The organism is Nocardia sp. NPDC050413 (genome assembly GCF_040655475.1).
GTDB classification, from domain to species: domain Bacteria; phylum Actinomycetota; class Actinomycetes; order Mycobacteriales; family Mycobacteriaceae; genus Nocardia; species Nocardia coubleae.
Genome location: NZ_JBFAJZ010000011.1, coordinates 26,911 through 49,315 on the forward strand (window position 1 = coordinate 26,911; position 22,405 = coordinate 49,315).

22 protein-coding genes are annotated in these 22,405 nt (G+C 66.5%); 10 read left to right on the forward strand and 12 right to left on the reverse strand.

Annotated features, from left to right (window positions below; all coding sequences use genetic code 11):
• The first annotated feature begins 27 nt into the window (after nt 1-27).
• Together AB0I19_RS23180 and AB0I19_RS23185 are read left to right on the forward strand one after the other, a co-directional pair.
• Nucleotides 28-5,493, forward strand: a complete 5,466-nt coding sequence (locus AB0I19_RS23180; protein ID WP_357151078.1) for a hypothetical protein — start codon at nt 28-30, stop codon at nt 5,491-5,493.
• On the forward strand, nt 5,490-6,650 hold the full coding sequence (locus AB0I19_RS23185) for a hypothetical protein (protein ID WP_357151080.1): 1,161 nt from the start codon (nt 5,490-5,492) through the stop codon (nt 6,648-6,650). The genes AB0I19_RS23180 and AB0I19_RS23185 overlap by 4 nt, the downstream gene beginning before the upstream one ends.
• Here AB0I19_RS23185 and AB0I19_RS23190 read toward each other — a convergent pair.
• Genes AB0I19_RS23190 through AB0I19_RS23210 form a run of 5 tightly spaced genes read right to left on the reverse strand, consistent with a single transcriptional unit; the run spans nt 6,555 to nt 11,732 of the window.
• Nucleotides 6,555-7,301: an ATP-binding cassette domain-containing protein gene (locus tag AB0I19_RS23190; RefSeq protein WP_357151082.1), complete on the reverse strand. Its 747-nt coding sequence runs from the start codon at nt 7,299-7,301 to the stop codon at nt 6,555-6,557. The two genes, AB0I19_RS23185 and AB0I19_RS23190, sit on opposite strands and share 96 nt — an antisense overlap.
• Entirely contained in the window at nt 7,288-8,355 is a 1,068-nt protein-coding gene (locus AB0I19_RS23195; RefSeq protein WP_357151084.1) for an ATP-binding cassette domain-containing protein, read from the reverse strand. Before AB0I19_RS23195 ends, AB0I19_RS23190 begins: the two co-directional genes overlap by 14 nt.
• Entirely contained in the window at nt 8,352-9,182 is an 831-nt protein-coding gene (locus tag AB0I19_RS23200) for an ABC transporter permease (protein WP_357151086.1), read from the reverse strand. The genes AB0I19_RS23195 and AB0I19_RS23200 overlap by 4 nt, the downstream gene beginning before the upstream one ends.
• Entirely contained in the window at nt 9,175-10,128 is a 954-nt protein-coding gene (locus AB0I19_RS23205) for an ABC transporter permease (RefSeq protein WP_357151278.1), read from the reverse strand. The genes AB0I19_RS23200 and AB0I19_RS23205 overlap by 8 nt, the downstream gene beginning before the upstream one ends.
• Before the next feature lie 20 nt (nt 10,129-10,148).
• Nucleotides 10,149-11,732, reverse strand: a complete 1,584-nt coding sequence (locus AB0I19_RS23210; protein WP_357151088.1) for an ABC transporter substrate-binding protein — start codon at nt 11,730-11,732, stop codon at nt 10,149-10,151.
• Between the two features lie 81 nt (nt 11,733-11,813).
• On the opposite strand from AB0I19_RS23210, the gene AB0I19_RS23215 reads away from it, so the two are divergent.
• Nucleotides 11,814-12,149 carry a metalloregulator ArsR/SmtB family transcription factor gene (locus AB0I19_RS23215; protein ID WP_067491441.1) on the forward strand — a complete coding sequence of 112 codons (336 nt, stop codon included), beginning with the start codon at nt 11,814-11,816 and terminating at the stop codon, nt 12,147-12,149.
• Between the two features lie 29 nt (nt 12,150-12,178).
• Entirely contained in the window at nt 12,179-12,877 is a 699-nt protein-coding gene (locus AB0I19_RS23220) for a type 1 glutamine amidotransferase domain-containing protein (protein WP_357151091.1), read from the forward strand.
• On the opposite strand, the gene AB0I19_RS23225 is transcribed toward AB0I19_RS23220, so the two are convergent.
• Entirely contained in the window at nt 12,852-13,289 is a 438-nt protein-coding gene (locus AB0I19_RS23225) for a hypothetical protein (RefSeq protein WP_357151093.1), read from the reverse strand. The two genes, AB0I19_RS23220 and AB0I19_RS23225, sit on opposite strands and share 26 nt — an antisense overlap.
• Nucleotides 13,290-13,351: 62 nt before the next feature.
• Nucleotides 13,352-13,795: a MarR family winged helix-turn-helix transcriptional regulator gene (locus tag AB0I19_RS23230; protein ID WP_357151095.1), complete on the reverse strand. Its 444-nt coding sequence runs from the start codon at nt 13,793-13,795 to the stop codon at nt 13,352-13,354.
• Nucleotides 13,796-13,922: 127 nt separating this feature from the next.
• Between AB0I19_RS23230 and AB0I19_RS23235 the strand changes: the two genes are divergently transcribed.
• Nucleotides 13,923-14,567, forward strand: coding sequence for a hypothetical protein (locus tag AB0I19_RS23235; RefSeq protein WP_357151097.1), 645 nt, complete (start codon nt 13,923-13,925; stop codon nt 14,565-14,567).
• On the opposite strand, the gene AB0I19_RS23240 is transcribed toward AB0I19_RS23235, so the two are convergent.
• The 3 genes from AB0I19_RS23240 to aroA form a co-directional block, all read right to left on the reverse strand.
• Entirely contained in the window at nt 14,564-14,881 is a 318-nt protein-coding gene (locus AB0I19_RS23240) for a hypothetical protein (protein ID WP_225278907.1), read from the reverse strand. The two genes, AB0I19_RS23235 and AB0I19_RS23240, sit on opposite strands and share 4 nt — an antisense overlap.
• 101 nt (nt 14,882-14,982) lie before the next feature.
• Complete coding sequence (rsgA, locus tag AB0I19_RS23245; protein ID WP_357151280.1) at nt 14,983-15,987, reverse strand: ribosome small subunit-dependent GTPase A; 1,005 nt, start codon at nt 15,985-15,987, stop codon at nt 14,983-14,985.
• Nucleotides 15,984-17,294, reverse strand: a complete 1,311-nt coding sequence (aroA, locus tag AB0I19_RS23250) for a 3-phosphoshikimate 1-carboxyvinyltransferase (protein WP_357151099.1) — start codon at nt 17,292-17,294, stop codon at nt 15,984-15,986. Before aroA ends, rsgA begins: the two co-directional genes overlap by 4 nt.
• An 85-nt stretch (nt 17,295-17,379) precedes the next feature.
• On the opposite strand from aroA, the gene AB0I19_RS23255 reads away from it, so the two are divergent.
• Nucleotides 17,380-18,153, forward strand: coding sequence for an SOS response-associated peptidase (locus tag AB0I19_RS23255; RefSeq protein ID WP_357151101.1), 774 nt, complete (start codon nt 17,380-17,382; stop codon nt 18,151-18,153).
• A 22-nt stretch (nt 18,154-18,175) separates the two neighbouring features.
• Here the strand turns inward: AB0I19_RS23255 and AB0I19_RS23260 are convergent, their stop codons facing one another.
• Nucleotides 18,176-18,484 (reverse strand): hypothetical protein, encoded by a 309-nt coding sequence (locus tag AB0I19_RS23260; RefSeq protein WP_357151103.1) that lies wholly within the window; start codon nt 18,482-18,484, stop codon nt 18,176-18,178.
• A gap of 88 nt (nt 18,485-18,572) precedes the next feature.
• Nucleotides 18,573-19,064, reverse strand: a complete 492-nt coding sequence (gene ybaK / locus AB0I19_RS23265; RefSeq protein WP_357151105.1) for a Cys-tRNA(Pro) deacylase — start codon at nt 19,062-19,064, stop codon at nt 18,573-18,575.
• 201 nt (nt 19,065-19,265) lie between these two features.
• Here ybaK and AB0I19_RS23270 point away from each other — a divergent pair, with 201 nt between their 5' ends.
• The 4 genes from AB0I19_RS23270 to AB0I19_RS23285 all read left to right on the forward strand — a co-directional run bounded on the left by AB0I19_RS23270 (nt 19,266) and on the right by AB0I19_RS23285 (nt 22,297).
• Nucleotides 19,266-19,901 (forward strand): sigma-70 family RNA polymerase sigma factor, encoded by a 636-nt coding sequence (locus AB0I19_RS23270; RefSeq protein WP_067491716.1) that lies wholly within the window; start codon nt 19,266-19,268, stop codon nt 19,899-19,901.
• Between the two features lie 76 nt (nt 19,902-19,977).
• Nucleotides 19,978-20,256, forward strand: coding sequence for a mycothiol system anti-sigma-R factor (gene rsrA / locus AB0I19_RS23275; protein ID WP_067984979.1), 279 nt, complete (start codon nt 19,978-19,980; stop codon nt 20,254-20,256).
• Nucleotides 20,257-20,535: 279 nt separating this feature from the next.
• On the forward strand, nt 20,536-20,751 hold the full coding sequence (locus AB0I19_RS23280) for a biotin/lipoyl-binding carrier protein (RefSeq protein ID WP_067491718.1): 216 nt from the start codon (nt 20,536-20,538) through the stop codon (nt 20,749-20,751).
• Nucleotides 20,752-20,782: 31 nt separating this feature from the next.
• Nucleotides 20,783-22,297, forward strand: a complete 1,515-nt coding sequence (locus tag AB0I19_RS23285; protein ID WP_357151107.1) for a histidine kinase N-terminal domain-containing protein — start codon at nt 20,783-20,785, stop codon at nt 22,295-22,297.
• Nucleotides 22,298-22,405 lie beyond the last annotated feature (108 nt).

Sequence of the window (22,405 nt, forward strand, 5' to 3'; positions counted from 1 at the left end):
CCCGTTGTGATGTGGCATATTTGGTCAGTGCAGAGCTCACTGGTGCGTCAATGCTTGCAGCTTCTGCTCGATGAGGAGATCGAGCAACTGTTGGCCTCTAGCGAAGGTCTGCGCGAGGGGGTGCGAGCGAAGGCCAACAAGCCGAAGAATGTACGGATTGATGCTCGCCTGTTTCGGCGGTGGATGGCCATGCCAGCCGCTTCCGATGCGCTACTGCAGATGCTGCCGGGGAGGTTCTCCCAGGAGATCCTTACGCGGGCGAACGAGGGCGGGAGTGTGCCGCATTCAGTCGGGGTGCGAGCGGTACTGGCGCTGCATTCCGAACAAGGCGTGACGGTGGACAGCTTCCGGAAGATTCTGCGCGGGTACCGGTCGGAACCGAATCCAGTTGCTGATGTATCAGTCGAAGTCACCGCCGGTGAGGATGAGGGAAGCTGCGAATTCGACATCATCGGCGTTCATACGGACATCGAACCGGTTGTCCTTGATTCGCTGGTGGCGCAACTGCGGGAACAAGCCGAGCAATCGGCGACTGTGTTGGTTGCCGCCGCAGACGAGATCCGCGCTGGCCGTCGGTCTACGATTGGCGTGCAGGACGTGGTGACGTCGTGGAATACTCAACTGTGGTCGATGTGGAGCACGCTGGGAATCGATGCCCCGCCGACTGGCGCCTCGTTTGACACGTTGCAGGCTGTCCGTGCGTACCTCGTAGAGCAGGAGCGAGCGAGACTGCTGCTGCAACAGCAGGAACAGCAAGAGCACGAGCGCGCCGAGGCCCAGTCGAAGATCGCCAGTCTGCGCGTAATGTTGACGAGCCTCGAGCCGCATGTCGGGACGGGCGCAGAAGAATTCCAGCGAGCCTATGATCGTGCTTGCGCGGAGATCGATCGGCTCGTGGAGGAACTCGGCGAGGAATCGACGGCCGATGAGGTTATCGAGACCACCGGCACTGCAGACAATGATAATGAGGTCGGCACTGCTGTCGCCGCACCGCTTGACAGCGCGACAGCACGCGACGTGGACGCACAAAAGCAGGCGAACAGGGTCTGGACCGATGACGATGACACTGCGGTGGACGGCAGAGCGGTCGGCCGCGCGGCACTCCCGGACCTGGATCCCACAGAGGTAGGCGACCCAGACGTCCCGGGGATAGCTGTCGAACCGGATGGCAAGTCAGCGGACGAACTGTTCGTTGCGCCGGACGATTGCCTCGCAGAGGATGTTGCCTTGCGCGATGAGGTGGTCGCAATCGATGTCAGCGAGGATCTCGTCGAGCATATCCGTGCTGGACGTTTCGGTGCGGCGTGGCTGGTCGCGGAAGCCGGGGGGCTTCCGAAGCTCGATGTGATGGCCTACCGGCTGGCAGCTGACGCGTTCCACGCTGTGCCCGGCGGTATCGATGCGTCGGATGTTTTGATCGCCCTTACGAAGCGGATGCCGCACGAGGATGAATTCAGCAACTGCCAGTCCGCGCGTGTTGCACTGGCGGCGACGCTGCGGGCTTCACTAACGGCAGGCTGGATTCCGCGTTCGGAGTTGGAGAGTATCGCTCGCCAAGCGAACCTCGATGTCGGCTGGCGAAATCTGGTGGAGGTGGCCACCGCCGCCGGTGACCGGAATTACCAGCATCTGCAGGACTTCGGTGGCCGGCTCGAGTTGTCGATCGACGAGGTGCACGAGCGCGCTCGCGCGCTTCGCGAGCAGTTGGAGCATTTGCGGATCAACTTCACCCGTGCGGACAAGGCACTGCGTTGTCTGTTGCGTCGACAGGAGCCGCTCGGCGCCGCGCTCGAAGCGGTGCTGGCGCCGACTGCTGGGGAGGAGCGCCGTGAGGCCCTCGCGGGGGTCCTCGCCGAGCTGGAGTCGCCGGATGAGTTGATCACGCGCGCCGACATTGCGGTGAATTCTGCACAGCGGCACAAGCGGTCACCGATTGTCGCGCATGCCCGAACCAGTCTTTGCAAGGCCATCGAATCGGTCAGCGATTGTGTGGCGGCAGCTTTGAATGCTGTAGTCGTGGTAGGCGGAGACTCTCGCGTCGCCGTGTTCCAGGAGTCCCGGCGTAAGCTGGTGGAGGCTGCCAGAAGTGTCGAAGGGGAGCCGGCGGACAAAGGACCAGGCGACGCCGCGATGACCCGGATCGCTTACTGGATCACGTTGCCGAATCCCACGCCGCGGAGAACGGGGGAATTGCAGGTCCTGCTCGAAGAGTCGCTACCGGTGATTTGCGCTGCCCGCGATGTCAACGGCTTGCCAATCGTTCGTCCGGAGAACGCCGCTCAGGTGATCGAGGAGCTGCGCGCACCGCAGCCCCCACGAGAACTGTTCGAGGCATATGTCAAACGGGGTGATCTGCAGGAAGCCGCAGCAGTGGCGCGACAAACCCCTGAGTTGCAGGAACGCCTCGACTCGGAACGATCGAATTGGCAGCGAAAGCTGCGACGCGAGACCGACGCGGTACGCGCGGAGCTGGGCCGGACCTACTCCGACGACTTCACCCGAGCGGCCTATACGGACGCTGAAGCCGCACTCGTGGAGCCCGCGAACTATGTGGGGGACCGCTTCGACTTGCAAGTAGCCGACTTGCGCGCACTGGCCGACACGCTAACCCAGCATCGAGAGCAGTCCGCCGCAGTGCTGCGTCGCAGGGTCGGCGAGGAGATCACCGTCGAGGCCGACCGCAACCGTGTCATGCACCTCATCGAAGGCGAAGACTTCGTCGGAGCGAACGAGCTGCTTGCGCTGGCACGCAGCGGACCGCTGCCTGAGGAAGTTTCCGACGACATCTCCATCGGCGCCCATGTTTTCGACTCATTCGTCACCGCGCTTGCCGGGTTGGATCAGTCACGAATCTCATCGATCGAGGATGTTGTAGCTCAGTTCACCGCCGACCGACCAAACGGGGAGAACCTGCACGGTGATCTCGGACGGTTGCGCAGCTGGGATTCGCTCATCCACAAGCGCAGCCACGGATCGCGGTCGGCTCGGCAGGACAATGTCTTCGCGATTCTGCGAGCGCTCGGATTGGACACCCGTGGTGAAATGGCTCGGAAGACCGGCCCGGGCATACGTCACTTCGAACTTTTCCGGGTGACCGCAGCTCCCGTGGACGGGTCGTTGGTTCCAGGCTTGGGAAGTCGGACCACGCACTATATGGTCGCGGCTACCGCAGATCAGAAACTGCTGCGCGAGACACTGTCCTCGGGATTCCCGACCAAGAACGGTCCCAATATCGTCCTGTTCGACGGGGTGCTGACCCTCGACCAGCGTCGTCAGTGCTTGAATGTGTGCAGAGACAACAAGATCAGCGCCATTGTCGTCGATCATGCGGTGGCGGCGTTTGTTGCGGCGCACTATCCGCGGTCGTTCCGTGCAGTACAGCAGATCACCCTGCCGTTCACCTGTTTCACTCACTACACGGTCGTCGCCGGCAACGTTCCTGATGAAGTATTCGTGGGACGTGCCGACGAGCTCAACCAGCTGACCGACAGGGCAGGTAGCCTCTTCGTCTACGGTGGCCGCCAGCTCGGCAAATCGGCGCTGCTGCGCAAGATCCAACGCGACTTCAATTCCGTCCCGGACCAATATGCGATTTTCATCGACCTCAACTCGCATGGCATCGGTACTTGGGCGGAATCGGACCGGCTGTGGCAAGTCCTCTACAACGAACTCGCCCAGATCGGCAACGTCGGCATCAAACCCAATGCCAATGTTCGCAAACCGGAACCGGTGATTCGAGCGATACGGAACTGGCTGGACGACAAGGACTCCCGACGGCTTCTGTTGTTGCTCGACGAGGCCGATGCATTTCTCGAGAAGGAATCCAGTGCGCCGCTGGCATTCAGGACGATCGGTCCCCTCAAGGGGCTGTTCGACAACAGTGAGGGCCGATTCAAACCGGTATTCGCCGGTCTGCACAAGGTGCAACGGCTCCAAAATGTCGCGAATACGCCGTTGGCGCACGGCGGGCGCGACGTTCTGATCGGACCGCTGTCCGCACGACCGGCTCGTGATCTGGTCGTCAAGCCGTTGGAAGCACTCGGCTATCGTTTCGGCAATCCGGAGTTGGTGTGGCGGCTGCTTGCGTTCACGAACCTCCAGCCCGGGCTCATCCAGGTGGTGTGCAACGACCTCGTCGATCACCTGCAATCGCGCCCATTGCACAAGGGCGAGCCACTCATCACCATCACCGATGCCGACATCGACACGGTCACCCACGATCCGCGCACCCGCGACAAAATCGCTGAAAAGCTGCGGTTGACCATCCGGCTCGAGGACCGCTATCGAGTGATCGCACTCGCGGTCGCCATCATGTGCATGGACGACAGTTTCCGCGAGAAGTACAGCGCGCCAGATATCCGGGAGCACTGTGAGCTGTATTGGCCGCAGGGCTTCGAGGACCTCAACAGCACCGAGTTCGCCGTCTATCTGGACGAATTGATCGGACTCGGTGTTCTGATCAAGGACCACGAGGGCAGGTTCTCGGTGAGATCACCCAACGTCGTCACCATGCTCGGCAGCAAGGAGCAGCTCGAAACCGAACTCGACGAGAATAAGGAACAGTTCGAGCTGCCGCACGAATACAACCCGAGATCCACTCGGCGTCAGGTGCCGATCGACGGCGCTGAATTGCGTAGTCCGCTCAGTGAACACGACCTCAGCCAGATCATCCCGGTGAAAGCCAAGTATGAGCCGACGAATTTCGTGATCGCGGGCAGCGAAGCACTCGGGATCACGACGGTGGTGCCAGTGCTGGAGACAGTGGGTGCCGAACGATCGATAGAGGTCGTCACGGTCGCCGCCGCCGAGGACATCCGCCACAGGCTGTCGTCGTTCAAATGGGCAGGCGGTGGCACCAACTCTCCCCGTATTGTGGTGATTGATGCGTCCAAGGTTGGCAAGGACCAGGCGGCAGAGATTGCGGTGGCGGTGCGTTCCCTGCGTAAACGTGGTCAAGGTCATCTCGTGATCGTTTATGGCTCACACGGTGTCGGCGCATCGAGAACGCTGGTCGAGATGCCGGGAGTGATCGAGACCAAACCGATAGCCTTGGGGAAGTGGTCCGGCGACGGTATTCGGTCGTGGCACGACAATCCGTTCAACACCCCCGCCGGCCGGCGTGAACTGCTGGCTCATTCCGGCGGCTGGCCGGGTCTGGTGGAGTCGGCGATCACCGACGTAGTTAATCGAGGAATCAGCCATGGCGAGGAGTGGGAGCGGCTCTCAACGTTTCCTGAAAATGCCTCAACTGCAACACAATTCCTTCACAGTGTCGGCATCGACGACAGCGCCCGGAATTTCCTCACCCCTTGGGCGCAGCTCGGCTCGACCACCTTTGAACGCATCGACGACATCGCTGAGGTCCTTGGCTTCGAAGCCGATGAACTGCTGGCGATCGCCACGGACCTCGCGATACTCGGCGTCGTCAATGAACAGAATGACGAGTACATGATCGATCGGGTCGTCGCGCGGGCAGTGAACAAGCTGGCATGAACCACGGCCCCAGCGTCGACGAGTATCCGCGCCTGCCGGGCCCGGCGAGATTCATCCAGGACGTGGCGGCCGATTTGAGCGAAGGCAGATCGGCGGTACTCGTTTTCCCCGACGCGGCCGTCACCTCCGGGCTCGCCGATGTGATACTCGACGACCTGTCGAGGGAGGGGTATCGGGCGGAGTTCTGCGCCGAATCATCGGAAGCGTTCCCGACGCGTGTCCTCACTACGTTCGGAGCGGACCTCACCGCCCAACGTCATTTCGAGGCGTGGGAGACAGTCATCAGCTGGGAAGCGTGGCACGGGTCCTGGGTTTTCGTTCCCGGTTGGCGACACAAGGATGTGGCCGAGATCGTCGACCGCTGGCCTGCACAGCTCAATGCGTGTGGCCTCGCGATCGAAGACCGTCCGAAACTTGTCATCGCCGTGCGTCTGTCCGATCTTCCGCGTAAAAAGATCACCCATCTAGACCCGGGACGCACGGTGGTGCACTGGTGGTGGGGTGTGCTGGATCGCCTCGATTCGGAAACCCGGTTGGCGGCGGTAGCGCGTCGTCACCATCTGACACCGGTCGATGCGTCTGTCATCACCGAGGTGGCGGGCTGGGATCTCGCCTGTATCGATCATCTGGCCGAAAGTTGGGACCGGTCCACCACTGCCCTCGCGGCAGTGCTCACCGACTATCAGGACTCGGGCATCGCTTCCACCGTGCGCAGCGCGGAGACGTCGGCGATAGGTCGCGGAAAGAGCATGCCGCCTGCTGCATTGGAGCAGGCGTGGAGTGACGGGCGGGTCGAACGTTGGGGGCACAGCATCAGGTGGGCGCCCCACACCCTTGACGTAGCCGAGGTCGAACGCCGCGTCTGGCTGGCACACAACCGCACCCTCATCCCCTATGTCGATGAAGAACGCGCTCGCTATGAGCGTATGATCCGGCCGAAGGCAACACCTCAGGCGTTGGCAGGATTGGACTTCCGCGACGACGACATCATCGAGATCGGCTCGTTGAAATGGTTGGTCGAATCAGGTCATGTCGATATAGGTAGAGAGGATAAGCGACGTCTACGGGCGTTCGGCATTCTTCGCAACAATCTGGCTCATCGGCGTCCGGTGCCGGATGCCTTGCTCCAGGAGATTGTCGGTTACCTCGACTTCTGAGTGATCGACAGTCGACGTCCTACTCGGCAACCTCTCAACATTGATCAGTCTTCCATCGTGCAGCGTGGCGGCTCGGGTGCATGCCACCTCGAGGAGGGCGGGGTCGTGGCTGATGAGGAGGACGCCGAGGGTGGTGGCGTGCTGGACGACCAGGCGGATGACGGCGGCGGTTGTCGCCGCGTCGAGCATGGCGGTCGGTTCGTCGAGGAGTAGGTAGCGCGGGTTCTGGGCGAGGGCGCGGGCAAGGCAGGCGCGTTGGAGTTGGCCTTCGCTGAGGGTGTGGGGGCGGCGGTCGAGGAGGTCGGGGGTGAGGCCGACCGAGGCGGCCAGGGCGGGAACATCGATGGGGCGGCGATGGATTCGGGCGGGCTCGGCGATGATCTGCGCCACGGTGAAGTGAGGATTGGTCGCGGCGCGCGGGGATTGGAAGACCATGGCTGTGGTGCCGCGTGCGCGTCGGGGTGATACGCCGTCGACCGTGACCCGCCCCGCATCGGGCGTGCGCAGTCCCGCCAAAGTAGCGGCGAGAGTTGTTTTGCCCGAACCTGATTCGCCGCCGAGCCCGACGATCTCACCGGGCGCGATCGTCAGCGTCACGTCCTCGAATACGGGGCTGCCGTAGCCGACAGTGATCGAATCAGCGATGAGCACCGTCGACACCTTTCCGAATCATGCGTCGCCGTTGCCGAACCAGCGCAGTAGGACCGCCCGCGTAGGGGCAGATGTCGGACAGATTCGTCAGCTCCCGTGGTGGATGGGGGAGTGGGTGCAGACCGTTCTCCGGCAGCGCGGCGAGCAGATCGCGCGTGTAGTCGTGCCACGGATCCGCGAACACCTCGGCCGCGGGCCCCACCTCCATCAACCGCGAGGCGTACATGATCGCCACCGTGTCGGCGATCCCCGCCCGCAGCAGGTGACTCAGATCGTGGGTGATGAGCAGGACGGCCGCACCCGCGTCGGCGCACTCACGCAGCAGGGCGCCGATCCGATCGGTGTGGTCGCGGTCCAGTCCGGCCGTCGGTTCGTCGGCGATGATCACCGCCGGATCACCCGCCAGTGCCGCCGCGACCGCCGCCCGCTGTGCCATTCCGCCGGACAGTTGGTGTGGATACAGGTCGAGTGCTGTGGGTTCGAGCCCGGCTCGGCGCAGCAGGTCGGCCGGTGTTTGCGAGGTTCCCAGCACTGCAACGGTTTCCGCGAGTTGTGAGCCGAGAGTGCGGACCGGTGTGAAGTGTGTGCTCGCGGACTGCGGGACCAGCGCGATATGACGACCACGGTACGGTTCGACCTGGGAACGAAGACGCGCCAACCATCGGGTTGCGCTGCCCCTGCGCTCACCTGATTGCTCCGCGACCCCTGGGATCGGCTGAGGATGGTCCAATTGTGAAGCGCCGAGATCGGTTCCAGCGCTCGCCGGCAAGCTCGAATCGACGCGGTCACCGAGAATCTGCACGCTCCGACCACTCAGGCCGAGATGAACGGCCCCACTCACCACCGCCGCCTGCGGCAATACCCCCATCACCGCACTCGCGACAACCGACTTCCCGCAACCGGATTCACCGACCAGCGCCGTGACCGTGCCCGCCGCAACCTCGAGCGACACCTCACTCACCGCATGCACGACAGCGCCACGCCGCACGGGAATCCGCACCGTCAGCCCATCGATCCGCAGCCCCTCGCGGGGGCTTACGACCACCCTGCTCATCGCGGAATCCGGGAAGGCTTGGGCGGCACCAGAATCCCTCGCAGCGATGATCCGGCCACAGCGACCGCGATCGTCGTCACCACCAGGAACCCCGCCGGAAACACCAATGTCCACCACCCGCCGAGCAACAGCGAACTCCGCGCCTCCTCCAGCAGCGTGCCGAGACTCGGTTCGTGCGGCGGCAACCCGAACCCGAGGAACGACAGCGTCGACTCATGCCAAATCGCATGCGGCAGAAGCAGAACCACCGCGATCAACGCCTGTGGGGTCACGGCGGGCAACAGGTGCCGGGTGAACAGATGGGTGCGCCCGGCCCCGGCCAGCACCGCGGCAGCCACATAGTCGCGTTCACGCAGGCTCAGACTCTCCGCCCGCACGATCCGCGCCACCTGAACCCAATGTGTGAGCCCGATGGACAACACCACGGCCACGGTATTGCCCCGGAACAGCGCGACGATCACGATGCCCAGCAGCAGATGCGGCAGGGCATTGGCGGTGTCGGCGAACCGCATCATCACCCGGTCGACCCGCCCGCCTGCCAGCGCCGATACCGCACCGACCAGCACACCGAGCACCGTCGACACCGCCGCCGCGCACACCGCGACCACCAGTGAGGTGCGCAGCGCCGCCGCGATCCGCACGAACAGCGACCGTCCCGCCGCATCGGTACCGAACCACCACTGCGCCGACGGGGCGCGCCGCGCCTCGGCGAAATCGGTGAGCCGGTCGTCGACGCCACCGAGCCACGGCACGACCAGCGCGTAGATCAACACGGCGACCAGCACCGCGACCGCGACGAACAGCCGTCGCCGAGCACGCTCACCCATCGGCCCGCACCCGGGGATCCAGCAGTACCACCGCGATGTCGGCGAGCAGCGAACCGAGCAGCACCGCACCCGTCGTCGCGACCGTCAGTGTGGCCAGCAACGCCATATCCAGGTCTTTCGCCGATTGTACGAAGGCACCCGCCACCCCTGGCCAGGAGAAGATCTCCTCCACCAGCACCGCACCGACCACCACTTCGGGCAGTCGCGCACCGAGGATCGTGACGAACGGGGCCAGCGAGGAAGGCAGGATGTGGCGGCGGGTGATGGTCGCGGTGTCGATGCCGCGCGTCACCGCGCCCACCACGAAATCCTCACCGCGATTGGCGGCCACCGTTTCCCGCACCGCGAGCAACAACCACGGCAGCTGCGAGACCGCCAGGGCGGCGGCGGGCAACACCAGGTGGCGGGCGACCTGCGCCGCATCGACCTCGGCGCCCGCATCGGTGAGCCCGGCAGGCGGCAACCAGCCGAGCCCCACCGCGAACACCCCGATCACGGCCAGCGACACCACGAACGGCGGCAGCCCCTGCAGGGCGACGCAGACGGCACTCACCACCCGGTCGAGCAGGCCACCGCGGCGCATCCCCGCGACCACTCCGGCCACGAGCGACACCGCGACCGCCACCGTCATGGCGACCGTCACCAGCAGCATCGTCCACGGAATCCGCTGGGCGAGAAGTTCACCCACCGGCTGAGCGAAGCTGCGCGAAACCCCGAGGTCGCCGGTGCACAGATCGGCGGCCCACTGCGCGTAGAGCCGGTACCAGGGCACGTCGAGCCCCAACTGCCCGGCGAGTACCGCGCGATCGGCGGCGCCGGTGGTGACGTAGCGGTCGCCGAGGTAGCCGACGAGCGGGTCGAACGGTGACACCGCTGCCGCCGCGAACAGCGCCGCCGACACCGCGACCAGTACCGGAATCATCGTCAGCACCCGCCGCCGCGTCATCCGCGCGATGCCACGCCCCCTCACGAGCCGCGCGTCCAGGTCTGCAGCGACCACCACGGCCCCCACGTCACACCGTGCGCGTGTGGCTCGAGCACCGGACCCGACATCGTCCACCCCGAATCCTTCACCACATAGGTGTGATCCAGATGGACGAGGAAGACGTGGCTCGGGTCCTCGGCGTAGCGGGTCTGCGCCGCACGGTAGGCGGCTGCCCGGTCCGCCGGATCGAGGGTGCGCCTGGCCTTTTCGAGCAGGGCGTCGATCGTGGGATCGGAGTGGCGGCCGGCATTGTCGTACGGACTGCCCGCACCCGGATCGACGGTGTGCAGGGTGTTGTAGGCCTGCGTATCGGGATCGAAGGGCTCGCTGCCGCCGCCGAGCAGAATCCCTGCCCGTTCGATCCGGGGTTCGATCCGATCCCAGGACAACGCTTCGAGGTCGACCTCCACACCGACCCGGCGAGCATCGGAGGCGAACGCCATGGCGAGGTCACGGCGCAAGGTATCGGTGGAGTTGTACATCACCGTGAACCGTGCCCGCACACCCTGTTTCGCGCGCACACCGTCCGCGCCACGCAACCAGCCCGCCGCGTCGAGGATCTGCTCGGCACGCGCCCGGTCGAAGGCGAAAGACACGGTGGGGTTGTGGGATTCGCCGTATACCTCCGGAATGGGCGTATAAGCGGGCCGCCCGTATCCACCGAGGATGTTGTCGATCATGGCCTGCCGATCCACGGCGAAATTCAGCGCGAGCCGGACCGCGGGATCACCGGCCACCGGATCACCGGCGGGCATGGAGACACCGCGCCAATCGGCAGAGGTGTTGGCGTGCACCGACATCGGCGCGCGATCGGCGAAGGTGGCGGCCAGCAGCGGCGGCAGCGAGGTTCCGTCCAGCTCGCCGCTCGCCATCCGTTGCGCGCGGGTGTTGTCGTCGGGGACGTGGAGCACCGTGAGCCGCTTCACGGCAGGCGCACCGCCCCAATAGTTCTCGTTCGCCACGAAGACGGCTCGGGTCGGTTCGAGGGTCGTCAGCTGATAGGGCCCCGTGCCGACCGGCTTCGTGTTGAGCGCCGACTCGGTGGCGGGTCCCGGTTCGGCCACCGCCTCCGACGGCACGATCCCGATGAGCAGCTTGGTGGGGAACGCGGCATACGGGTGCCGCAGCGTGAATCGCACGGTGGTGGGATCGATGGCCTCGACCCGCTCGATCATCGAGAACGACGAACGGACCTCCGAAGCCGAGGCGGGGTCGAGGATCGCGCGATAGGTGGCCACCACATCGGCCGCGTCGAACGTGGTTCCGTCGCTGAACCGCACGCCCGTGCGCAGCGGCACCGTCCACGTGGCGGCACCGGGTTCGGCTCTCGGCAACTCGGTGGCCAGCGCGGGTGCGAAACCGGGCATCCCGGAGCCACCGGTGAGCCGAAGCAGACCGTCGTAGATCTTCGCCTCGCCTGCCGCGCCGTAACCGGCGATCGGGTTGTATCCGCCCAGTTCGGCGGCATCCGCGAGGACAAGCGAATCGGTGGTCGTGGCGGTCGGCGCACCGCAGGCGGTGAGTGCCAGCGCGAACGCGGCCCCCGCGACGGTCCGGATTCGCATCATGATGTTCCTAGCTGTTTATCTGAACAGATGGACAGATGATAGTCCGGTGCCGAACCCGGCGACTAAGCTGAGGGCGTTATGGGAGAGCCACGCACACTGGACGGGTCGCCGGTCGAGCTCGGCAGGCGCGCGATCGGTGATGTCGAGATCCGCGCCTGGGCGCAGCGATTCGACCTGCTCTCGGACCCCAACCGGCTGGAGATCCTGCTCTGTCTGCACCGCACCCCCGGCATCAGCGTGGGTGAGCTCGCGGCCGCGATCGGGCGCACCGAGAACGCGATCTCCCAGGCGCTACGCGTGCTGCGGCACGAGGGGTGCGTCGTATCGAGCCGGGAAGGTCGGTCGGTCACCAACCGGCTCGCCGACCCGATCATCCACGAGATTCTGCACACCATCGGCGCCAAACACACCTGACGTCGATCGGCCCTGTTCGGGAGGCGATGATGGCGAAGATCCTGTTCGTGATGACCGGTGCCGACCGCTGGAGTCTCACCACCGGCGCCAAGCACTACACCGGTTACTGGGCCGCCGAATTCACCATCGCCTACCTGGCCTTCCGCGAGGCGGGACACGAGGTGCTGGTGGCGACGCCCGGCGGGGTGGTGCCGCCTGTCGACCTGGGCAGCCTCGCACCGAATGCCAACGGCGGCAACGACAAAGCGCAGGAGGTGGCCGAAACGATCAAGGGCGCGACGGTTCTCGAAAAGCCCGTCGCACTCGGCGAGATCTCCGCCGCCGACATCGACGCCCTCTACTACCCCGGCGGCTACGGGCCGATGGAAGATCTCGCAGGCGACGCCGATTCCGCCGCGCTGCTCGTCGACACCCTCCGCGCGGACAAGCCGACGGCGCTGATCAGCCACGGCCCCGCAGCCCTGCTCGCCACCGGCGACGACTTCGCGGGCTACCGCCTGACCGCCTTCAGCAATGCCGAGGAAGACCTCAACGGGCTGGCCGATCGGGCGCGTTGGCTCCTGCAGGACCGGCTCACCGAACTCGGTGTCGACTACCGCTGCGCCGAACCCTTCACACCACATGTGGAATCGGATCGCTGCCTGCACACCGGCCAGAACCCCGCCTCGACGCCCGACCTCGTCGCCGTCTTCCTCGACGCGCTCAGCCGCCCGGGCGCACGATCATGAGCACGACGACGGCCGTCCACAGCAGGTTGTAGATCCCCGCGAGCATCGACAGCATCCGCAGGCGTTTGCCGTCGTCGGGCTTGTCGAGTGCCTCCCGTTGCATCGGATGGATCTGCACGGCGAGCAGGCCGCCCGCGATGGCGGTGGTGATCATGGCCGAGGTGATCCAGATTTCGTTCATCCGGCCCTGGATGGTGGCCAGGACGATCCCGACCACCGGCACGATGATCGCCAGTTTCGCGTAGTGGCCGGTGATGCGGTGCATCGCGACGGCCACCGACCGGCTGCGCACCGAATCGGGTTCGGGTGCGGCAATCGGCGCGTAGCGGGGGAAGAGACTGGTGGCGACCGCCGAGCCACCGACGAAAACGATGCCCGCGAGCACATGCACCGACAGCAAGAAATGTTCCACTACCGACCTCCGACCTTCAACATGCCTGAAGCGTAGCGCGACCTTCATGGTTGTTGAAAGTGCTAGGGTGCGGCGCCCGAGAACGCCGCGAGAATCGCCGCGCCCACCTGTCGCTGGATCGGATCCGCCTCGGGGCCGAAGAGCTCGATATCGACCTGCGACACCACTTCTCGTGCCGCCGCCAGCAAGCGGACCCCGTCTTCGGTGAGTTCGATGGTCGACGCCGAGCCTGCCCGCGCGGTCCGGTCCCGCACCAACCCCGCCCCGACCAGCGCCTTCACCGAGGTGTGCACACTCTGCACGCTGGTCCCCGACATCCGGGCCAGCTCGCTGAACGAGGCCCCCGGCACACCGTTGATATGCCCGAGCAGCCCCAGCCGGGCCACCGTCAGATCCAGCGGCGCCAGCCCCGCTCCCAGCGCCGCCTCCACCCGCCGGCACAGGGTGATCACCAGGATGCTCGGGCTCATAATCGGCGGTCCGGGTCGCCCGTCGTCAGTGGTCATACCCCGCATTTTCCCGTACGCGCACGGCACCTACTTCAGCGCTACCCGCCCACTCGCCTGATCCGGCAAAGCTGTCGGACGGCGGCGGCATAATGACGGCTGTGAGTAGAGCCGCGCTGAGCCCGCGATGAAGTACCAGAGATCTCCCTCGGTGATCACGCTGTGGGTGCTGGCAGGCGTCTGGAGTGCGACCTGTCTACTGGCGGGGGTGTCTTCGCTGTTCGGGTCGGAACCGGATGCCGGTTCCACCTTCGTCGGCTCGATCCTCTGCGGCGGCCTGCCGCTCGCCGCCGTGTGGTGGCACGATTACGCACAGGCGCATCGACCCGTGCCGATGCCGCGGCCGATGATGTACCCGCAAGCCCCGCCGCCTCCTCCTCCGCGGCCACAACTGCCGGAACGTCTTCTGCTGCCGTGGAATCGGCTCGCCAAGGCATGGGATGTGGTCGCGGAACTGCAACGCCAGGGGTGGATCGACGGGAGTTCGACGCGCGGGGTTCCGGAGTCCATGAAACGGCTGCACCGATTGGCGATCGCCGACGGGATGACCGATCAACTCGGTGGTCGACGATCCGGCACGGTCACCCAGCAGATCACCTTGCTCGGCGACCTGCTGGTGGCTCTGGCCGACGAAGCGGTGGAGCATCAGGCGACCATCGGGACCGACTTCACCCCCGCGACCCTGGCGGCCGCCGCTCAGCGGCTCGCGGCGGACCGGGCGGCTTACCAGGAGTTGATGGAACTCGGCGGCGCGTGGGGCGAGCGTCCCTAGGCGGGTAAGGCGGGGGCGGTGCGGGTGTGGGTGACCTCGGGGGCGACGGTGACGATGTCACAGGCGGCGAGGAGGGTGTGGGGGAAGTCGTCACCGAGGTGGGCCAGGCTCGGCATGACGACGGCCGCGGCGGAGGTCGCGGCGACCACGTCGAGCAGGCGGCCGAGCGGATCGGTGGTGCGGTCGCTGAAGGCCACCGTCTTGGTGAAGCGGTAACCGAGGCGTTCGGCTAGGGATCGGATCTGCGTTTCGTCCCAGGACTGGGCGACACCCGAGATGTCGCGGCGCAGATATCCGATCGCCGGTGGCTTCATGGGCATGACCGTACCGGCGCGGAGTGTCGCAGTCGTGAACGCGAGCGAACGCGAGTCGAATTCGCAATCCGACCGAGACCCATTCGCGCGCTGATCGAGTGCTACCACGCCTCATTGGAGATCAGCGCGGTGAGCAACTGGCGGATCGCGGCGACCCGTCGCTCGACACCGGGCAGCTGATCGAGGGCGCATTCGGGGTCGGCGGGCGGGCCGAGATGGGTGCAGCCGCGCGGGCAGTCCTCGATGGCGTCGGCGAGATCGGTGAACGAGGCGATCACGTCGTCGGGCGTGATGTGGGCCAGACCGAACGACCGCACGCCCGGTGTGTCGATTACCCAGCCACCGCCGGGCAGCGGCAGCGCCACCGACTGGGTGGAGGTGTGCTTGCCCTTACCCACGCCGGACACCTCGCCGACGGCCCGATAGGCGTCGGGTACAAGGCGATTCACCATCGTCGACTTGCCGACCCCGGAATGCCCGATGAGCGCGGTGAGCCGATCGCGCAAGATCTCGACCACCGGTTCGATGGGGTCGTCGATCCCCGCGTACAGGATCTTCAGGTCCAAACCCTCGAAGGCCGAAGCGAATTCGGATTCGGCCGCCAGGTCACGCTTGGTGAGCACCAGGATCGGTTCCAGCCCACCGGCGTACGCGGCGACCATGGTCCGTTCCACGAAACCCGTGCGCGGCGGCGGGTCGGCCAGGGCGACGACGATGAACAACTGCTCGGCATTGGCGACGACGATCCGCTCGAACGGATCGGTGTCGTCGGCGGTGCGCCGCAACACCGTTCGCCGATCGGCGACCCGGACGATCCGTGCAAGACTGTCGGGCTTGCCGGTGAGATCACCGACGACGCCCACCCGGTCGCCGACGACGATCGGGGTGCGGCCGAGCTCACGGGCCCGCATGGCGACGATGCGCCGGTCGGGGTCACCGTCGAGGACACACCCCCACCGGCCCCGGTCGACCGCGACCACCATGGCGTCCTCGGCGTCGTTGTGCTGCGGCCGGGTCTTGGTACGCGGGCGGGAGGAGGCCTTGCCGGGACGAACCCGCACATCGGATTCGTCGTAGCTGGCCGCGCTGCGTCCTCGGCGACTCAGCGCGCCACTCCTTCACCCGATAACGCAGGCGCGAGCATCTGCTCCCACAGCGCGACGAAGGTCGGCAGGGTCTTGGCGGTGGTGCCGATGTCCTCGATCTCGATACCGGGCACCCGCAGGCCGAGAATCGCACCGGCGGTGGCCATCCGGTGATCGGCGTAGGAATGCCATTGCCCGCCGTGCAGCGGGGCGGGCACGATCTCGAGCCCGTCTGCGGTCTCGGTGACATTGCCGCCGAGCCGGTTGATCTCGGCGGAAAGCGCTGCGAGACGGTCGGTTTCGTGCCCGCGCAGATGCGCGATGCCACGCAGCACCGACGGCGAATCGGCCAGCGCGGCGAGCGCGGCGACGGTGGGGGTGAGCTCGCCGACATCGTGCAGGTCGATATCGATGCCCGCCAGCCGTTCCGGCCCGCGCACGGTGAGGATCCCGTCGAAGACGCGGGCCTCGGCGCCCATGCGGACCAGGATCTCGCGGATCACGTCACCGGGCTGGGTGGTGCCGCGCGGCCACATCGGCACGCTCACCTCGCCGCCGGTGACCGCGGCCGCCGCCAGGAACGGTGTCGCGTTGGACAGGTCGGGTTCGATCTCCCAGTCGACGGCGCGGATCGGGCCGGGCGCCACCGTCCAGGTCTGCGCGCCGCGCACGTCGCTCGGGGTGGTGACGGCGACATCGGCGCGGCGCAGCATCTCCACCGTCATCTCGATGTGCGGCATCGACGGCAGCACACCGCCGCTGTGGTTGACGGTGATGCCCTGCTCGAAACGGGCGGCCGAGAGCAACAGGCCCGACACGAACTGCGAGGACCCGGAGGCGTCGATGGTGACCTCACCGCCGCGCAGCTTCCCGGTGCCGTGCACCACGAACGGCAGCGCGTCGCCCTCGATGTCGAGGCCGAGGCTGCGCAGCGCGTCGAGGATGGTCGACAGCGGCCGGTGCCTGGCCTGCTCGTCGCCGAAGAAGGCGACATCACCGGTGGCCAGGGCGGCGGCGGGTGGCAGGAACCGCATGATGGTTCCCGCGAGGCCGCAGTCCACGGCGGCACTGTGCAGCGGTGCGGGGGTGACCTCGAGGGTTTCGGCGTCGCCGACGATCTCGGTGCCGAGGGCGCGCAGGGCGGCGATCATCAGGTCGGTGTCGCGGCTGCGCAGGGCACCGGTGAGGGTGGACGGCCCATCGGCAAGTGCGGCGAGGATGAGCGCGCGATTGGTGATGGATTTCGAACCGGGCAGGGTGACGGTCGCGTGGACGGGGACCTCGATGTGGGGCGCTGGCCAGAAACTCACCTGCCCATCCTCCCTCATGTGCGGACCGAACACACCGGTGGTGCGCGAACTCGCGTCGCCGCGTCGGCCGAACTTGTCGGACGTCGGTGCCACCATGGTTGCTATGTGCGGACGATATGCGACTACGACCAACCCCGGTCGCTTGGCGGCCGAGCTCGACGCGGTCGACGAAACCGACCTCGACAACCCCGACGAGACGGTGAGCTACAACGTGGCCCCGACCAGCCAGGTGCTCACCGTGGTCGAACGCCACGAGCACGACCACCCCGACGACGATCCGCGCCTGCGGATCCGCCGGATGCGCTGGGGGCTGATCCCGCACTGGACCAAGGCCGCCGAACCGGGTGTTCCAGCCAAGGGCAAACCGCTGTTCAACGCCCGGGCCGACAAGATCGTCACGGCACCGTCGTTCCGTGACTCGGCCAAGTCCAAGCGGTGCCTCGTCCCCATGGACGGCTGGTACGAGTGGCTCGTCGAACCCGCACCGACCGGCAAGGGCAAGGCGGTCAAGAAGCCGTTCTTCATGTCCCATGCCGACGGTTCGCAGATCTACATGGCCGGCCTGTGGTCGGTGTGGCGCGACCGGAGCAAGCCCGACGCGCAACCGTTGATGTCGTGCACCATCCTCACCACCGACGCCGTGGGTGAGCTCGCCCGCATCCACGACCGCATGCCCTTACCGATGCCGCGTGAGCACTGGGACGCCTGGCTGGATCCGGACCACCCGGCGCCCGCCGAGTTGCTCGGCGGGCCCGCGGCGGACGAGGTGGCGAATATCGTCGCGCGACCGGTGTCGACACTGGTGAACAACGTGCGCAACAACGGTCCGGAACTGCTGGTTCCCGACGAAGCGGCCGGGCAGACCACACTGCTGTGATCGTGCCCGGCCGCCGCGAACGTCAGAGCGGGCAGGGCACCGAATCGGTGGCGATGTTCAGGCCGCACTTGATGGCGCCGGTGACCAGGTCGATGATCTCGGTGGCCAGTCCGCCGCCGAGGTTCTCGGTCTTCTCGGCCTGCTCGTTGTTCTCGGCGCCCGGCGCGTTCTTCGGGCTGGTGCCCTGGCCGTTGAGCGGGTAGTCGCCGGGGTCGGTCGGCGCGGACGGCGCCACCGGTGGAATCGCCGCGGCGGGTACGGCGGCCTCCGCGGCGCCGAAGCCGAGTATCAGGGCAAGGGACAGGGTGGCGATCGTCGAGCGAGTGGACATTTTTCGCATCACATCCTCGGGTCGAATCGGTCGTACCGGGCGCGGAATGCGTCGGTAGTGGATTCGGAACGAGACTGTGATCGGATTGCTACGCGGTGATCGGTGCCGTCACCGCGCCCGCCGCGCGCACCAGATCGGCGGGCGCGAGCTCGATCTCCAGGCCCCGTTTACCCGCGCTGCACAGCACCCGATCCCACTCCAGCGCCGAGGCGTCGACGACGGTTGCCAGCTTTTTGCGCTGCCCGAGCGGGGAGACCCCGCCGAGTACGTATCCGGTGGTTCGTTCGGCCTTGGTCTTGTCGGCCATGCTCGCCTTCGGCGCGCCGAGCGCTGCCGCAGCGGCCTTGAGCGACAGCTTGGCGGGCACCGGAAGCACCGCCACGGCGAGCGCGCCGGTGGAGAGCTCGATCACCAAGGTTTTGAAGACCTGCGCTGCCACCACCCCCAGTGCGTCGCCGAGCGCGTCGACAGCTTCGACGCCATAGGAGTCCGCACGCGGGTCGTGGGCGTAGGAGTGAACCTCGTGCGCGATTTTCGCAGCGGTGAGCACCTTGATCGCGGGCGTCGACGCGGCAGCCATGAGCACACCCTAAAACCGGCCGATCGGGAACACAGCCGGGGGAGTGCCTGTTGCACAGCAGTGACACCCCCCGAGACAACGTGAGGAGAGATAGTGACACTGCTGCTCGAGGAGCGTCCCCTCGCGTCGGGGGACGTGCGATTGCCCATCGACACCGTGCTGCCGGTAGATTCGGTGGCTACGGCGATCGAAGGGATTGGTGTGACGAGCGACGATGACGTGGTGCCTACCGAGGCGTCCGGCGCGCAAGTCGACGAAGCCGAGCTGGCGGCCCGGTTCGAGCGCGACGCGCTGCCGATGCTCGACCAGCTCTACGGCGCCGCCCTGCGGATGACCAGGAATCCGGCCGACGCCGAAGACCTGGTGCAGGAGACGTACGTCAAGGCGTTCCAGGGGTTCAAGTCCTTCAAGGAGGGCACCAATCTGCGTGCCTGGCTGTACCGGATCCTGACCAACACCTACATCAACTCCTACCGCAAGAAGCAGCGCCAGCCCGCGCAGTACCCGACCGACGAGATCACCGACTGGCAGCTGGCCGCCACCGCCGAGCACAGCTCGACCGGTCTGCGTTCGGCCGAGGTCGAGGCGCTCGACGCCCTGCCCGACGACGAGATCAAGGCCGCGCTGCAGGAGTTGCCGGAGGAGTTCCGGATGGCGGTGTACTACGCCGACGTCGAAGGCTTCCCGTACAAGGAAATCGCCGACATCATGGGCACCCCGATCGGTACCGTGATGTCGCGGCTGCACCGCGGCCGCAAGCAACTCAAGGGTCTGCTCGCCGGGGTGGCGCGCGACCGTGGATTCGACCGTGGGGAACGCCAGGAGGTTTCCAAGTGAGCGAGCGCCAGCGAGCGAACCATCAGCACAGCGTGCGCTCGCGCACGACGGAGCCGAGCGTCAGCGAGGTGCAGTCGTGAGCGACCCCGATATGGAGATGGACTGCACCGCCGTACTCGCGGATGTGTGGCTCATGCTCGACGGCGAATGCGACGAGGCCACGCGCGCGCGGTTGCAGGAACACATGGACCACTGCAGCCCCTGCATCGAGGCCTACGGCATCGAGGAGAAGATCAAGGGCCTGCTCAACCGCAAGTGCGGTGGTGAGCACGCACCCGAGGGTCTGCGTGAACGGTTGAAGGTGGAGATCCACCGCTGCATCACCGTCACCAGGGTCGAGTCGACCGAAGGCTGACGGCAGCAAAAAAGGGGCACCCGACGGGTGCCCCTTTTTCGTGTCCCGAGCCTGGCTCAGGCGTTGGGCCGCTTGCCGTGGTTGGCTGCGTTGCCCTTACGGCTGCGCTTCTTACGTCCGCGCTTACCCATAGGTAGCTCCCTTCTCTGGGTCCTCCCCGCCGCAGCGCGGAGCACAATCTGATCGAGAGCCATTGTTTCACGTGTGGTTGGCTGTAGCTTCGGCGGATACGGCCACGGCCGCGAGCGCGGTGGCCGACACGACTACGAACGGGGTGTCATGGTGGAAGAAGTGCGCGCGGAGATGGTCTCCACCGTGCTCGCTGTCGAGGTGGCGGTGGGTGATCACGTGCACGTCGATCAGACCCTTGTGCTGCTCGAGTCCATGAAGATGGAGATCCCGGTGCTCACCGAGGTGGACGGCGAGGTCACCTCTGTCGACGTCACCCCGGGCCAGGTTCTGCAGGCGGGCGACCTGATCGCCACCATCGCGTAAGTCGCACGAGAAACGAAGCGGTAGATCCAGCGTGGCAACACTGAGCGAGCTCCTGGCCGAACACACCGACCTTCCCGGCACCGCCGTGGACCATCTGCAACGAGTGGTCGGCGATTGGCAGTTGCTCGCCGATCTGTCGTTCTCGGATCTGCTGCTGTGGGTGGGCGCCGGCCCGGTCGCCGACGGCGCCGACGTGGTGTGCGTGGCCCAGATCCGGCCCACCACCGCACCGACGGTGCACCTCGACGACAAGGTGGGCACCACCGCGTCGCGGACCGACTTCCCGCAGGTGTTCGACGCGCTGCTCGCGGGGGCCGCCGTGCGCACCGACACCGAGGTGCGGGTGAGCGGCGCCGCGGACGCGAGCCCGGTGCACGCGATACGCGAGGCCATTCCGGTGCGCTGCGGCGAGGACGTGATCGCCGTGCTGAGCCGCGACGGCGACCTGCAGCGCTCCCGGGTGCGTTCCACCCTGGAGACGGCCTACGTGTCGGCCGCCGACGACCTGTGCCAGATGATCGCCGACGGCAGTTTCCCCACCCCGGAGGACCGGGCGGCCACCCATTCCAGCCCGCGCGCGGGTGACGGCTTCATCCGGCTCGACACCCAGGGGCAGGTGGTCTACGCCAGCCCGAACGCGCTGTCGGCCTACCACCGGATGGGTTTGCAGGCCGACCTGGTCGGCCAGGATCTCGCGGTGACGACGCGCTCCCTCATCACCGATCCCTTCGACGCGCAAGAGGTGGTCGCCGATATCCAGGCCGCGCTCGCGGGCCGCACCGGTCGCCGGATGGAGGTCGAGGCGCGGGGTGCCACGGTGTTGCTGCGCACCCTGGTGATGCGGCCGGGTGGGGAGCTGGCCGGGCCCGCGGTGCTGGTGCGCGATGTCACCGAGGTGAAGCGCCGCGACCGCGCCCTGCTCAGCAAGGACGCGACCATCCGTGAGATCCACCACCGGGTGAAGAACAATCTGCAGACGGTCGCGGCGCTGCTGCGGTTGCAGGCGCGTCGCACCGAGAACCCCGAAGCCCAAGTGGCACTGACGGAATCGGTGCGCCGGGTCACCTCGATCGCGTCGGTGCACGAGATGCTGTCGATGTCGGTGGACGAGGAAGTCGACCTCGACGAGGTCGTCGACCGGCTGTTGCCGATCATGGCCGACGTGGCCACCGTGCACACCGCGCGCATCAAGGTGCGCCGCGCGGGTTCGCTCGGGGTGTTCTCGGCCGAGCGGGCGACCCCGCTGGTGATGGTGCTGACCGAACTGGTGCAGAACGCCATCGAGCACGCCTTCGACGCGGGGCAGAACGGTACCGTGACGATTCGTTCGGAGCGTTCGGCGCGCTGGCTCGACGTGATCATCAGCGACGACGGTCGTGGCCTGCCCACCGGCTTCAGCCTGGAGAGTTCCGACCGCCTCGGCCTGCAGATCGTGCGGACTCTCGTGACCTCGGAACTGGGCGGTTCCATCGGGTTGCACCCCGGTGCCGATGTCGGCACCGACGCGGTGCTGCGGGTCCCGCTCGGTCGCCGTTCCGCACGGTAGAACTTCGAAAACTGTTGTAGGGCAACAATAAACCCGGCACCCATGGGTGCCGGGTTCTCACATGCGTTACCGGACCGGGGCTGCTGGCCCGGTAACGCCCGTCTCGTC